The sequence below is a fragment of the Sodalis ligni genome, assembly GCF_016865525.2.
Taxonomy (GTDB): domain Bacteria; phylum Pseudomonadota; class Gammaproteobacteria; order Enterobacterales; family Enterobacteriaceae; genus Acerihabitans; species Acerihabitans ligni.
In genome coordinates, this window is the sequence record NZ_CP075169.1 from 5,819,220 (window position 1) to 5,832,899 (window position 13,680).

The 13,680-nt window shown below is 53.9% G+C and carries 10 protein-coding genes; 4 read left to right on the forward strand and 6 right to left on the reverse strand.

The annotated features are described in order from the left end of the window. Positions 1-50: 50 nt before the first annotated feature. A complete protein-coding gene (locus GTU79_RS27035; RefSeq protein ID WP_203520461.1) occupies positions 51-308 on the forward strand; it encodes a YdgH/BhsA/McbA-like domain containing protein in 258 nt (85 codons plus the stop codon). A 140-nt stretch (positions 309-448) separates the two neighbouring features. Here the strand turns inward: GTU79_RS27035 and GTU79_RS27040 are convergent, their stop codons facing one another. Together GTU79_RS27040 and GTU79_RS27045 are read right to left on the reverse strand one after the other, a co-directional pair. Continuing rightward, positions 449-5,380 carry a hypothetical protein gene (locus GTU79_RS27040; protein ID WP_203520459.1) on the reverse strand — a complete coding sequence of 1,644 codons (4,932 nt, stop codon included), beginning with the start codon at positions 5,378-5,380 and terminating at the stop codon, positions 449-451. 422 nt (positions 5,381-5,802) lie between these two features. Beyond that, a complete protein-coding gene (locus GTU79_RS27045) occupies positions 5,803-6,750 on the reverse strand; it encodes a LysR family transcriptional regulator (protein WP_203520457.1) in 948 nt (315 codons plus the stop codon). Positions 6,751-6,891: 141 nt separating this feature from the next. Here GTU79_RS27045 and GTU79_RS27050 point away from each other — a divergent pair, with 141 nt between their 5' ends. Beyond that, positions 6,892-7,758, forward strand: a complete 867-nt coding sequence (locus tag GTU79_RS27050; protein ID WP_203520455.1) for an NmrA family NAD(P)-binding protein — start codon at positions 6,892-6,894, stop codon at positions 7,756-7,758. Between the two features lie 124 nt (positions 7,759-7,882). Further along, on the forward strand, positions 7,883-8,836 hold the full coding sequence (locus GTU79_RS27055) for an AraC family transcriptional regulator (RefSeq protein ID WP_132924731.1): 954 nt from the start codon (positions 7,883-7,885) through the stop codon (positions 8,834-8,836). 6 nt (positions 8,837-8,842) lie between these two features. Here the strand turns inward: GTU79_RS27055 and GTU79_RS27060 are convergent, their stop codons facing one another. Continuing rightward, the gene (locus tag GTU79_RS27060; protein WP_203520453.1) at positions 8,843-9,901 is read right to left on the reverse strand and encodes an NAD(P)-dependent alcohol dehydrogenase; all 1,059 of its coding nucleotides are present in this window, start codon (positions 9,899-9,901) and stop codon (positions 8,843-8,845) included. 316 nt (positions 9,902-10,217) lie between these two features. Between GTU79_RS27060 and GTU79_RS27065 the strand changes: the two genes are divergently transcribed. Next, positions 10,218-10,934, forward strand: a complete 717-nt coding sequence (locus GTU79_RS27065; RefSeq protein ID WP_214513537.1) for an aspartate/glutamate racemase family protein — start codon at positions 10,218-10,220, stop codon at positions 10,932-10,934. Between the two features lie 211 nt (positions 10,935-11,145). Here the strand turns inward: GTU79_RS27065 and copC are convergent, their stop codons facing one another. The 3 genes from copC to GTU79_RS27080 all read right to left on the reverse strand — a co-directional run bounded on the left by copC (position 11,146) and on the right by GTU79_RS27080 (position 13,638). Continuing rightward, positions 11,146-11,523 carry a copper homeostasis periplasmic binding protein CopC gene (copC, locus tag GTU79_RS27070; RefSeq protein WP_214513538.1) on the reverse strand — a complete coding sequence of 126 codons (378 nt, stop codon included), beginning with the start codon at positions 11,521-11,523 and terminating at the stop codon, positions 11,146-11,148. Between the two features lie 103 nt (positions 11,524-11,626). Further along, a complete protein-coding gene (locus GTU79_RS27075; protein ID WP_203520447.1) occupies positions 11,627-12,118 on the reverse strand; it encodes a DUF2946 domain-containing protein in 492 nt (163 codons plus the stop codon). Between the two features lie 302 nt (positions 12,119-12,420). After that, complete coding sequence (locus GTU79_RS27080; RefSeq protein WP_203520445.1) at positions 12,421-13,638, reverse strand: acyl-CoA dehydrogenase family protein; 1,218 nt, start codon at positions 13,636-13,638, stop codon at positions 12,421-12,423. Positions 13,639-13,680: the final 42 nt, after the last annotated feature.

Consider the following 13,680-nt stretch of genomic DNA (forward strand, 5'->3'; position numbering starts at 1 on the left):
AAGGAGAACTTCTTCTCCTCCGCTTTAATCCTGTCACTACGAGGTGAAATATGAAAACCGTTAAAATAATCCTGACCGCCATTATATTCAGCACCGTTTCCCTGTCATGCCTTGCCGCAACGGAAACGACCATGCCCCACGGACTGACCCGCATCGGCCGGGTTACCGACAACAGCGGAGCCGGTACGCTTTCCGATTTACAGAGTAACCTGGCGGCGAAAGCGGATGCCGCCGGCGCCCGTTATTATCGTATCATTGCCGCAGGCGGCAACAACTCTTATTCCGGTGCGGCGGACATCTATAAATAAGCGCGGGGCGAAAGACGATATAACCGGCGCCGGGAGACATATATAGAGTATGTCTCTTGGCTACCGGTTCGTTTTGAAAAGCGCCTGCATTAATTAATATAATTTGAATGAGTGACCGGCAAAGTATCCCAGGGCGATGGTTATGCCAGATCGGCCAGATATATTTCCGACACGGCATAGGTCCCGTTGCCTTGACGGTCCGAGTGGAAGTCACCGATATCATGAAAAACCAATAACCGGTCAAAAGCATTATCGAATGCTAACACCATCTGCTTGGGTTTGAAGTAGCACTCCTGCGCCAGGACAAGCCGGCCCATCGGCACGCGCGCGTGGCCGAGAGAAAGCGCATTATCCGTATCATCGTTTTCAACGATGCGGTATATCTCGATATACCCATCGGAAAAACCCACCGCCGCCAATGCATTAAGAGCGGAAAAGGCGACGCTCAAGACCTTGCCTGCGCCGAATCCCTTAATATTCACCGGCTGGCTGCGGCGTAAATGCAGGAACTTATCGCAAATGATATCAATCAGCAATAACTGCTGATCGTGCATTTCGGCGTCACGCCTGATGTAGCCGAGAAAGCGCTGATCCGGCGAGACAAAGTCCGGTTGGTAGCCCTCGGGGACGGTCCAACGAAGAGAGTCTTCATTAAGTGAGGACCAGCTTTTTTCGCAAATGACATATAAATCGCCTTGATTGGTGACCCAATTTGACTGTCCGGTTAAATAAGGCCTCGCCAGCGGGGTTTCTTGATAGAAATCTATCTCGGCCGGCGCCGCCCGGCTGCTCATGTACGGAAGATGATAAAACAGCGCCGATTGCATCTGTGCCGTTCGCTCAACAATCAATACCGCCGTGCCGCCGTCGGGAGAGACGATAATATCGAGCACGGGACGATTCATGTTTGGACGGTACAATCGTGTTTTAGCCCCGTCCGGCGCCTGCACCCAAGTTTGCTGTGTATCATCCACCCAGAAAATCGGCTGCGGTGTGTCCGCGAGGGTAAACTTGGTCACCACTGTAGGCAGAATATCATCCGTTGCCGGTAGCCAGCGACGAAAGCCGCCTTCATTCGTGAGGAGCGCCGCCGCCAGCCGATCGGGGAAAATCCGTATTTCATAGGCTCTTTCCAATAGCTCCCCCAGAGGGGAGGGCTCTTTGTTGACGATTAACAGCCTGAGGTCAGCACGCTGCGCGAGCAGAACCGGCGGCGGGAAATGCCAGGTCGCGTCTACAATTTGCGCCAGCTGCCGGCAGTCCCAGACATTCCCCGATGCCGTTGCCTGCTGGCGTCGGACGGCGTCAACCGTCGTGACCAGCGTAGCCCAGAGCGCCAGCGGAGGAAAGTCCGCCACCCAATCGTCCGGTAAGGCGCCATCCATCCTGAAGGTACGCAACGCAACGCTTGCGGCATGCAGCAGTTCGGCGCGGCGTGGCGGGTCAAGACGCAACAAAAGCGCTGTCTGCCGCAGTCGGTTATACAATGATGGAAGATTATTAATCCAATTTTCCAGCCGGCACAAATCCGATACGGTGGGGAAGGCGCTCTTGGGATAAGTACGTTCCGCAAGCCTTTCAAACCTGGAAGTGTGCCCCCCTACCCCTTTTCCGTGCGGCGCGGTGAAATCGTCAATGCCGACAATATCGAAACTGCCGGTGAATAGCTCATAGCGCAGTGTCCAGCGAATTTTATACGGCCCAGCCTCTTCTTTTCCGGGCAAAGTATGATAAAGCCCGTCAATCGGCGTGATAGGCAAAAATCGATCGCCGATTTTCAGGAACATACTGTTACCGTAGCTAAAGGCGCCGTTAAAGAGCGGCGGCAACAATATATCGACATGGGTCGCCAGCGTGGCCTGGGGAATATCGGCGATTTTTTGCCGCAACTGCTCGCCGATGTGATGGGCATTGATAGGCTCCATCGGCGTCACAAAGACAAAATCGCCATTGCTGACCAGATAAGCCACCCGGAATGCCGGCGCGGCGGGCAGCTTGGGATGACGCAGCAGGAAGGTGGCGGCGTTCTTTTCGGGCGTCAGCAGATACCGGAATTCGCCGATGTGCACGTTCAGGGTAGCATCGTCATGAATGACGGCGGGTAAACCCAAAACGTCCTCCACATCATCAAGGGTGTAATCGGCCAAGCGCCGGCCCCAGTCTATCACCCGGGGAAACGCGTTTTCACGTTTAAGGCGCCGGCGCGGCGGCGTCAGGCGCAGCCCGAACGACCTCTCATGCTCGCCGGGTTCAATCATTGATAATATACCGCCGCCCTGGCCGGATGACGGTCGCCAGTCGTCGGTATCATCCGCCGGTATCAGGGTTGCGTTGTCTTGGGAAAAAGCCCAGCGCCGGCCGTTGATTTCAAACACCACCCATTGCTTGTCGGCGAAATCCAACAGATGGAACGGATGCACCACGACCAGGTCAATGGTCGAACTGCTTGAGAGCAGCCAAAAAAATTGCGTTTCAGCCGGGCGGGAGAGCTTCGCATCCATTTCTATCTTGAAATCCGGATAAGCGTAGGCCCTCATCTGGCACCGGGCGCTGCCAATATACAGGCAATAGTATTTTTTATAGATGCCGAACTGATTCTGTAAATCCAACTGGGCAAACATCAGTTGGCCGCCGGGGGTCCGCTCGCCTGTTTCCACGGCCACCATACTGCTGTTTTGTATATGGAAAACCGGATACGTGACGCCTTTTACTTTGACGGTGAGCGGCGTGAAGCCGTCCTTGTCATAGGAAATTTGAAAATCCTGGGCGTGGGTCGCCACCACGAACTTAGGGATATCGCCCGAAACTTTGGCCAGATTGCGTTGCCATCCCACCAGCCCCAGCGACGCCCTGCACAGCAACGCCAGATAGAGACCTTTGGTTAATACGCTCAGCGAGCGTAGCGTCGCAAATCCCGGATCGACGCTTCTGAGCACCTCTTTTCCCATCACATCCATAAAGCTGCCTAATTGGTCGCGGGCGGCCATGATGCCACCGGAAATTTGCGTCGTGATGGGGACAACGTTCTTGAAGACAACCTGCCCTGACGCGCTGAATCTCGGCCCGCCAATAGTACGGCCGGCACCGATTACCACCGCGCGGAACAGGCCACAACCCGCTTTGATGCCGGTAAAGACCAGCGGCATTCCTATCAGGGCGCCATTTACCAGGCACTCCGCGAATGCAACCTGCTGCTGCCCGGCCTTAATGGCGCTGACGCAGCCATAAAAAGGAACAATATAGCCGGCAGCCGTATCCATAATTTCCGCAAAAGTAGGCCCCGGTCCCTCAAAGCCCATATCGTGGATTTTCAGCCGATAGATCTGGTAATGGTAATCTGCGTAGCGCTCAAGAAAAACAGACAAAGTTTCGTTTGGCTGTTTCATCACGGAGACATTGTTCAAGGCCAAAAGAGTGAATTCATGCTGAGGAACCCATTCCGCGTCCGGCCAATCCGCCATAAACGGCCGCAGCGTGCTCAGGTAACTATCATCAAGGTGAACTTTACGCAGCAAATATCCCTGTTCGGAGGTTTGCAGGGCAAAAAGCCGCTGTTTGCCGTCCGCGTGGGCCTGTAAAAAAAAGGTATCGGGTTTGGCTAAATAATTTACCGGTACGTTGGAGTAAAACATATTATGGGGTCTTCGGCGCTGGGCCAGCCTGGGAGCAACCCAATGAATGTTCGACCGCTGCAGGAATTGTTCGTCTTCGGTTTGCAGATTGTCATCCAGCACATCGCTGGGCACAAAGGCGGCCTTCAACAGCGCCGTGTCAAGATCGCGGATTTTACCCGCAAACCGGTCCACTTCCCGGCGATAATAATCGTTCACATTGGGGAGCGGCGAGCCTGAGGCCACGCACTCCTGGCCGGCGGGCGACGCCATCATTGCACCAGCCGGATCTGAGGCATAAGTACTCTTATTTTCGCGGCTCAGAATGGCGGCTTGGGCGCTCCCGCAGTGCTGCTTAAGCAATTCCTCGGCCGCCGCCCTGCGAGAACGCCAAGTTGGCCGTTGATGATTGACCTGATAATAGGTAAAGCTGTCATACAGACGCTGGGCCGTGAGATGCCGGCGCTCAAGCTCATCTTTAAGCAGGTCAAACGCCGGGTCCAGTGTGCCGGATGCCAGCAACTCATCGAGCCCCAGCTCCGGCCTGGCACGCAGATAGTAGAGTACCAGCCCCAGATACAGCGTCGGTTCCACGCCTGAAGCCAGCAGCCCTTGCCGAAACAGGGCCACCAGGCCGAGGCCCAGTTCGATCAAGGACTGTACGGACGTGGACGGAAGTTTGTCCGGGTCATCCAACACTATTGTTCGGGCGCCGAATTGCATCAATGTCCAGGTCAGGCTGCCTACCCACAGATTATCCGGCTCGAGAATGGCGGTCTGGTTTTGCGTTAACCCTTCCCGCCCCTCCGGCGATTTATAAATAGATTTCAGAAAGAGCACGGGGATTTCCGGCGCTTCATACTGCCGCCGCCATAGTTGTTCCTCTCGCGCAAAGGCGCTGGAGTAGGGCCAGGACTGCACCACCTCGGCAAAGGATCGTTGCGTGACATGGCGGTTGACGGCAAAGAGCTTCGCCACGCGCAGGGGAATATTGTCTTCCTGGTAAATCAGCTGGCACAGGGCACGCCCGACCAGGCTTTTTTGCTGCAGGGAACTCAGGGTCTCACCCCGGAGCTCACCATAAAGCCTGCTGCCGGACAGGGCCAGTCGGGCAAGATCGGGTAAAAACCGCGGCTCTAGCGCGATGCTGTTAAGCAGCCGGATAGCCAGTTGACGGTCCTCAATGATCTCCGGGTTAATTCCCGCCGCCGCGTTTTTGTTAAGATAGACTGCAAGCCGATATTGACTATCGGTGCGGATATGCCGGGGAGACGGCAGGGGCTCGCGCTTTGACCTTTTTCTATCCTGGCCTGGCGCCGGCGGGCCGCTGTTAAAAGGCGAAACCAGCAGCAGACCATAAATTAATTTTTTTATGTTATTTTTGGGTTGCTTTAGTTTCCATTGTCTATTGAGTTCATCATTAATGATCTGTTTTTTTTCGTTATTAAAATCTATCGCCATATAATAAAGATCACGGCCATTTAATGATGAATTATTTTTTAATAATTTATTTTCAGAAGAATACGCAGATATTATATTTTTTGTTAAAGTATTGCTCCCATGCTCATAGGGATAGATTTTTGGTAACGGCCTGATTGATCCCACCTCATAATTCACCCTATTACCTCCTAGTGTTAACTAGTATAATACTGCTTATGTATGAATTGATTATTCAAATTTCACCCATGCTGATCACTTCCAATATACACATAATTATCCGTAGAGAGATTCATAGGTGTTAAATATCATATTCACCACATAAATAAATACAGACTAAATTCATATAACGTTTTTAACCAAAAAGCTATTTCATAACGTGCCTGGAAGCTTTTTCAACGTGTTAAAATTGATGGCTTTTTACAGTGGACACTCTTTCGATTCTGTTACTCGGCCCTGGTGTCAAAATGATTTTCCATTGCCTCGTTTGGTTCTGAACGGAGCATATCCACCACGAAGTCAATAAATGCCCGCACCTTTGCCGGCGCTAAATGCCTGGAAGGATAAAGCGCATAGAGCTGAAATTTCTCTCCCGACCAGTCGGTAAGCAGTGCTACCAGGCGTCCCTGTGCGATCAAGCCTTTGACCCCTCTCTCTTTAATCCGGGCAATACCCGCGCCGGCAAGACATGCTCCCAATAGCGTACCGGCCTCGTTAACCAGCAGCCGGCTGGCGATTTTTACCGGAATGATCTTGCCGTCGGAAACATATTCCCACTCCAACGGCAGCCCCGTCATGGAACTGCGCATCTGGATACAGTCGTGTTGTATCAAATCCTCCGGCGTCCGGGGGTAACCGTGTTTCTGGATATATTCCGGCGAAGCCACGGTAACGGTATGTGTTTCCAGCAGTTTTCGCGCAATGAGTGAAGAAGACGGCGGCTGTCCGAAGCGCACGGCGATGTCGAATCCTTCTGATACCAGATCGCCTAACTGATCGCGCACCGTAAGCTCAAGGAATAATCCGGGATAACGCTCCAAAAACGCGGTGAGATGGGGCGCCAGCATTCGCCCGGAGAAAAACGGATCGACATTGACCCGGAGCCGTCCGTGAACGGCCGTGGATGCGCCGCAGACCAGATTGACGGCATCGTCGATGCCCGCCAGCAGCGGGCTAATCTCTTCATAAAGCCGCCTGCCCTCATCAGTCAGCGTCACCGCGCGGGTTGTCCGATCGAATAAACGTACGCCGATGCCGGCTTCCAGGCGGCTCACCGCGCGGCTGACCCCCGAAGGCGTCATGCCCATTGCTTCGGCCGCGCGTGCGAAACTGCCGCTGTGCACTATTGCAGCCAATACGTTGATGTTGGAAAGCAGTCGTCCGTCAAAGCCCATGATTTACTCGTGATTTAAAGTCACTAAAGTTATGACCAGATACTCATTCTGTCAATATAGCGCCCACTATATACTTTCCCCGGCAAAGAGTACCCGCCTTATCTGCTTTTTCTTCTTTTACGCTACATAGGAGCTCACTCAATGTATGTCATTACGGGTATCACCGGAAAAGTCGGGGGAGCAACCGCGCGAAAATTGCTCAGTGAGCATCAGCCTGTGCGGGCCGTTATGCGGGATATCGGCAAGGCCGCGTACTGGCGGGCGCAGGGATGTGAAATCGCCATCGCCGACATGGATAATGCCCCCCAGCTCACCGAGGCATTCAAAGGCGCGACCGGCGTATTTATTCTCCCTCCCCCGGAATTTGATCCCGCCCCGGGCTTCCCTGAAGCCAGAAAGGTCATTGCCGCCGTTTCCAGCGCCATCAAGGCGGCGATGCCGGAAAAGGCGGTTTGCCTTTCCACCATCGGCGCTCAAGCCGTCCAAACCAATCTGCTGACGCAACGTACCCTGATGGAAAAAGAGCTGGCCGCATTAAGCGTGCCCGTCACCTTCCTGCGGCCTGGCTGGTTTATGGAGAATGCGGCGCTGGACATTGACGCGGCGCGCGATCGCGGCGTTATCCAAAGCTATTTACAGCCGCTGGACAAAGCCGTTCCGATGATTGCTACGGCTGATATCGGACGAGTGGCGGCAATGGTGCTGCAGCAGAGCTGGTCAGGACGACGGGTGGTGGAGTTGGAAGGGCCGCGGCGCGTCTCGCCGAACGATATTGCCAAGGCTTTCGCCGATATACTGGGACGCCCGATTGTTGCAAAAGCGGTTCCGCGCGCGAGCTGGGAATCGCTGTTCCGGGCACAGGGCGCGCAGAACCCCCTGCCCCGAATACAGATGCTTGATGGCTTCAATGATGAATGGATTACGTTTGAAGGCAAAACAACAGACAGGTTTTTTGGTGAAGTCGAGCTTGATACGGTGTTACGCGGGATGTTATTGGAAGATGCATAATTAACGGGCATCCCATGGCGTTAATCCGGTTCATTGCTTAATTCATCCGGATTACGTTAAATTAGGCAATCCTACCCTGAGAAAGCAACCTGCCCGCTCATGAGCAGAAAGCGCCGAGGCCAGCATGATTGTTGAACTGGGAGAAGAAGATCGAAAGCGTAGCAAAGACACAGAACGCGTCCGCGGAGAATTGGCGGAGAAAATCATGGCCTTCCTGGGCGGCCAAAATGAGCGCATGACCCCGGCATCAGGGCTTAGCTTTGCCCGGGTATGTGAATATACTCCGCCAATGTCCTATTTGTACGAACCCAGCCTGTCGCTGATTATACGTGGACGCAAAAGAGTGAAGCTGGGAGAAACAACCTATATATATGATGAATCAAGGTTTCTGCTGACCTCGGTGAATCTCCCCACCGTCACGGAAGTTCTACAGGCCAGTGCCGAAGCGCCCTATATTTCGTTACTGATGCGGCTGGATTTGCAGATGGCGCGCCAACTGATGGCTGACATTGAACAGCACGGTCCTCATTCGCCGGTTAAAGGTCCCGGAATGGCAACCGGTCCGGCAACCCCTGAGCTTTTTGATGCCATTGCCAGACTCATCGCCATCTTTGATAAACCGCAGGATCTTCCTCATCTGGGAAAACTCATACAGCAGGAGATTCTTTATCGCATTCTCACCAGCCCGGCAGGGGGCAGGCTGCGCGAGACGGTTCTCACCGGCACCCGAAGCCACCGCACCGCCAAGGCGATTACCTGGCTTCGGGAAAACTTTGATAAACCGTTAAAAATGGCCGAACTGGCCGCATTCGTCGGCATGGGTCAATCAACGCTGCACCACCATTTTCGCATGGTGACCGCCATGAGCCCGCTGCAATATCAAAAACATCTGCGTTTGCACGAAGCCCGGCGCATGCTGATCGGGGAAAACGTAGATGCCGCCACGGCGGCAGTACGGGTCGGCTATGAAAGCGTCACCCAATTTAGCCGGGAATATCGGCGCATGTTCGGCGCGCCGCCGATCAAGGATGTGAAGGGGCTACGCGCCCCCGTCTTTAACAATCCCAGCACATTCTGATGACCTTCATGGCAATGCCAGCGACGCCATATCAATCACAAAACGGTACTTCACCTCGCCATGTTCCATGCGTTCAAAGGCCTGATTAATGTCCTGTATGGGAATGATTTCACAGTCGGGAAGGATCCCTTTTCTGGCACAGAAATCCAGCATTTCCTGGGTTTGGGCAATCCCGCCCGAGGGTGAGCCGGTAATGCGCCGACGGCCCATTATCAGCGGCAGGGTGTTGAACCCAGCCATATCGCCCAAATTGCCGACAATCACCAGCGCACCCTCGACATCCAGCAGTTGAACATAAGGCGACACATCATGGGAGACAGGAACGGTATCAATAATCACGTCAAAAGAAGCGTTTGCAGCCGACATATCTTCTGTTGACGTTGACAGCAGCATTTTCTCCGCGCCAAGGACCTTGGCCTCCGCCGCCTTTTCCGCGGTGCGGGTAATAACCGTTACTATGGCGCCAAGACCGGCGGCCAGCCGCACCGCCAAATGGCCAAGACCACCGATGCCGATAACACCGACCCGCGACCCCGGCCCGACATGCCAGGTACGTAACGGCGAGTAAACGGTGATACCTGCGCATAATAAAGGCGCAGCACGCGATGGATCGAGCCCGTCCGGCAATTTGAGGACAAACTCTTCACGCACGACGATATGCTTGGAATAGCCGCCACGGGTTATTTCACCACTGATACGATCGTGCCCATTATAGGTTACCGTCGGGTATTCCCGACACATCTGTTCCTCATCTCTGCGGCACTGGTCGCAATGCTGGCAGCTGTCAATAATGGTGCCCACCGCAACCCATTGACCTACGGCATGACGGGTAACGCCGGCGCCGGTTTCAACCACCCGGCCGATGATTTCATGGCCGGGCACGCAGGGATAGGCCGTGGGTCCCCAGTCTTTCCAATCGTCCCGGCTTTGGTGAAGATCGCTATGGCATACGCCGCAGTATAAAATCTCGATAGCCACGTCATTATCGCGCAAGGCGCGCCGCTCGAAAATAAATGGCGCCAGAGGCGTGTTCGCATTTAACGCCGCATAACCGATGGTTTTCATGAAACGCTCCTTTAATCAAATGAGTTCCATGACACTACCTTATTCGTGTTTGCCTGCGTCAGCCCGATCCTTCCCGATTATTGCCCAAACCGCTTGTCGCTTCGCCATGCTGGCGCATGCGATGGCGCGCTCATATCGTGGGGAATACAGATAACTTGAAAGGGTGGTTTACCGATTATTTACCCCCAACAAATTAACCTTAACTGAACAATATTTTGATTGATTGGCATAGCCATGCCCGTAAAATGTAAAGTCTCGCGGACCATGATAGTTTCCCGTTACTGGAAACACATTTATGCTATCAGGAGGATTTGCAATGCCTTTGACAATCGGCGTGCTTGCCGGGATGGGACCACGTTCCACGGCCCCTTTCATCGATATGTTAGTTAGTACTTGCCAATCCTTGTACGGTGCGAAGGATGATATGGATTTTCCTAAAATGCACATCATCTCTCTACCGACGCCCTTTTATCCTGGCCGGGACCTAGACGATACAAAAATGATATTGGCGCTGCAAAGCGGCATTACCGATCTGGTGAAAGCGAAAGTGAATTTCATCGTGGTTCCATGTAATCTCGCACATCGGTATTTTGCCGATATTGAAGCGGCCGGTGCAGGCATCCCTATATTACATATGGCAGATTGCGCGATTGCAAAAATCCCGGATGCTACCAAAAACGTTGCAATCATTGGGACGGCGCCCACCATTGAGGCCGGTTTTTATCAGGAACGTCTTATCGCTGCCGGCTTAAAAGTCGTCTCGTCAGCAGGTCTGCTTGAACATACCACCGAACTCATAATACTGGTCAAAGAAAAAGGTTTTAAAGATAAAGCGGTAACAGCAAGCTGGCACTCCGTACTATCGGAAGCCGCGGCGCTCGGAGCGCAGGCGGGACTCGTTGCTTGCACTGACATCAGGCCGCTGATTTTTGATGGGCCAAAGCCCTTTGTCATGATAGATACCGCAGATAGCTTGGCGGAAGCCGCAATCCGTTACTTCATCTCTATAAAAGAAGGATATCAGGTTATTTGATAGGATAGCTTTCCTGCATAAGGTATTTAGTAGATTTTTAAGTTATATAAATTCAAGAATTTGATGCTATCACCTTTATTCAAATTTTATATATTTTAACTGCACGCACTGCCACTATTATAATATCGCCATAGTTATGTTCATAACGTACTGTGTTACTTATGCTGTCGAGCGCGCAAAGGACCATAGTCCCCTGCGCGACCTACACTTCTTATTTTACATAAAACTCGTAGTTTCCCTTCGTTTTGTGACCATCTTCCGCTACCGCATGCCAATCAACTTCGTATTTACCCTGGGCCAGCGGTGTGGATAACGGGATAATCATCTTTTTCTTATCCGCCGGATCAACCGTCGCCTCGCCGGTAGCGATGGTTTTACTTCCGCCATCCTTTAACTCAACCCCGCTGAAGGCGGGTTCCACTCCTTCGCTAAACGATAGAATCAATTGATTTGGTGACGTTTCCACCGCGCTTTGATTCGCGGGTGAAGCACTTTCCAGATGGGCATGAGCCTGTGCCTGCTGGTTTATGGCCAGACCTGCCATCAATAAAGCCGTGGCAATAAAGCGTTTTGACATATTCGAGTTCATATTTATTAACCTGTTATTTAGGAATTAATATTGCGCATACAAATTCATCCCGCTGCATTGAGCAAGAAAAATGATCGGATTATTTCATTAAAAAATGGATTAATTAAACAGGGGGTGGCGCGCGCGGCTGTGGATCGCCTGGGAAAAAAGAAAGTAACGGACGGGTAAATATCGCGGCCGGCGTGGCGCGTGAGATGAGCAACATCAGCCAGACAAAAGGAATGAATAGCCATGCCATTAAAGGCAGATGGAGCAAAAGCTGACAATAGCCGCAGGCGATATCATTCATCAATCCCGAAGTGCTACCGTCCGTCCAGGCATATAACGCGGAATGAGCGAGGTGATTATCGTGGCCGGCGTGCCGAGCATCATGCACCGGTACCGGTTGGCTGTTATCAGGTTCGGACATGGCGGACATGCCGTCGCCATTCATCTCATCATCGGACATGTCCATTCCGGCCATCGCCATGGCAGCGGTTGCCACCGTATGACCCGGGTCGATGTTAACACCCACGCGCCGGTGTTCCAGTGATTTGGATACCACCGGACCGATAAAAAGCATCAGAATCGCTACCAGCCCGATAAGCGCTGGCATGCGTCGCTGCGATAGATGAAAAAGCGAGACCAAAACTGACAATCCCGTATGGCTTGAAGGACAGAGGTTGAATGATACGTGTTTAATCTCTGTTCGTCATCCACATGATGAGCAAGCGCACCGAACCGGCGCTGCCCAAAAAACGTCCGGAGAGACGCCCGCCAATGCCCGGCGGCTACCGGGCGCCAACTACTATTTTGTTACCACTCTAGATAAGTCCAGCCGTGAGGATATCGTCCGGCTAAGGGAGTGGCTGCTGGCGTGCATGGCGGGGTAGCCTGGGGAAGACAATATCCATTGTTTCAGGCGCTGCCTACCGTCCATTGCGGCGGCGGCGGCGTGCCGTTTACCGCATAGTCGCCGACGATCCGGTCTTTATAAATGCGCGGATTATGGGATGCCAGGGTCCGTGCATTGCGCCAATGCCGGTCCAGGCCGGCTCCGCGCCTTACCGCCGAGGCGCCGAGGGCATCGAAAATCAGCGCCGTGGCGTCAAGCACCAGGCCGGACACCACCGTTTGCGCCTGCGCCGCCTGCAGTTCCGCCAGCGCCACCGCCTCTTTTTCCCTGGCGTCGCCGCGGCGCGCAGTGTCATAGGCGTCCTGGAGCGCTTCGGCGGCTTTGAGCACGATGGCGCCGGCGCCGAACGCCGCGCCCTGAATACGACCCACTATCTGCAGCACCTGGGGATCGGCGCCGGCCTGCGTGGCCGCGGCATGGGAATAGGTGCGATTTCGCCGCGCCACCGCCCCGGCCACCTCGTCTGCCGCCGCCCGGCCGACCCCCGCCAGGGCGGAGAGGATAACCAGCTGATAGAACGCAGGAGAGTAGTTAAACCGATCTTCCTCCGGCGCAACATCGTCCCACTCCAAAGGGGCATGGTCGAATACTGTCGTCCCGCTGGCGGTCAGGGTCTGGCCGAAACCATCCCAATCATCCGCCACGGTGACGCCGCGGGCGTGGCGATGGATAATCGCCGATATCGGCTCGTCATTATCGTTTACACAGCCGACATGGATCCAATCGGCAAATGCCGAGCCGGTGGTATAAAATTTGGTGCCGTTTAAATAAGCACCGTCACCGTCGCGGCTCACACGGCTGGAGAATCCCTGAAGCGTTGAATCCAGCTCGGTCCAGGCATTGCCGGCGATTTGACCGGTGGCGAAACGCGGCAGCCATTTTTCCCGCCGGCCGGGGATGCGGGTGTTAAGAATATCCTCCACCAGGGCAAAATGTCCGCGCAGCGCCTGGGTGATATTGGAATCCGCCGCGGAGAGCTCAATCAGCAGGCCGAACAGCTCAGGCAGCGTGGCGCCGAAACCGCCGAACTCCTCAGGCACCCGCAGCGCGCCGAAACGGGCCTCTTTGAGCCAGCCTATCTGTTCATACGGCAGCGTGCGGGTAATTTCCCGCTCCAGCGCGCCGGCGCTGATGTTGGCGAACAGCGGCCGGAATCGCTCCGCCAGCGACGAATAACGCTCGCTTGGGGGCAATCCCCAGGCATTAGTAGCTAATGTCATGGTGTTATCCTTATCAAAAGCAGCGGCATCCTGGCGGGCGCG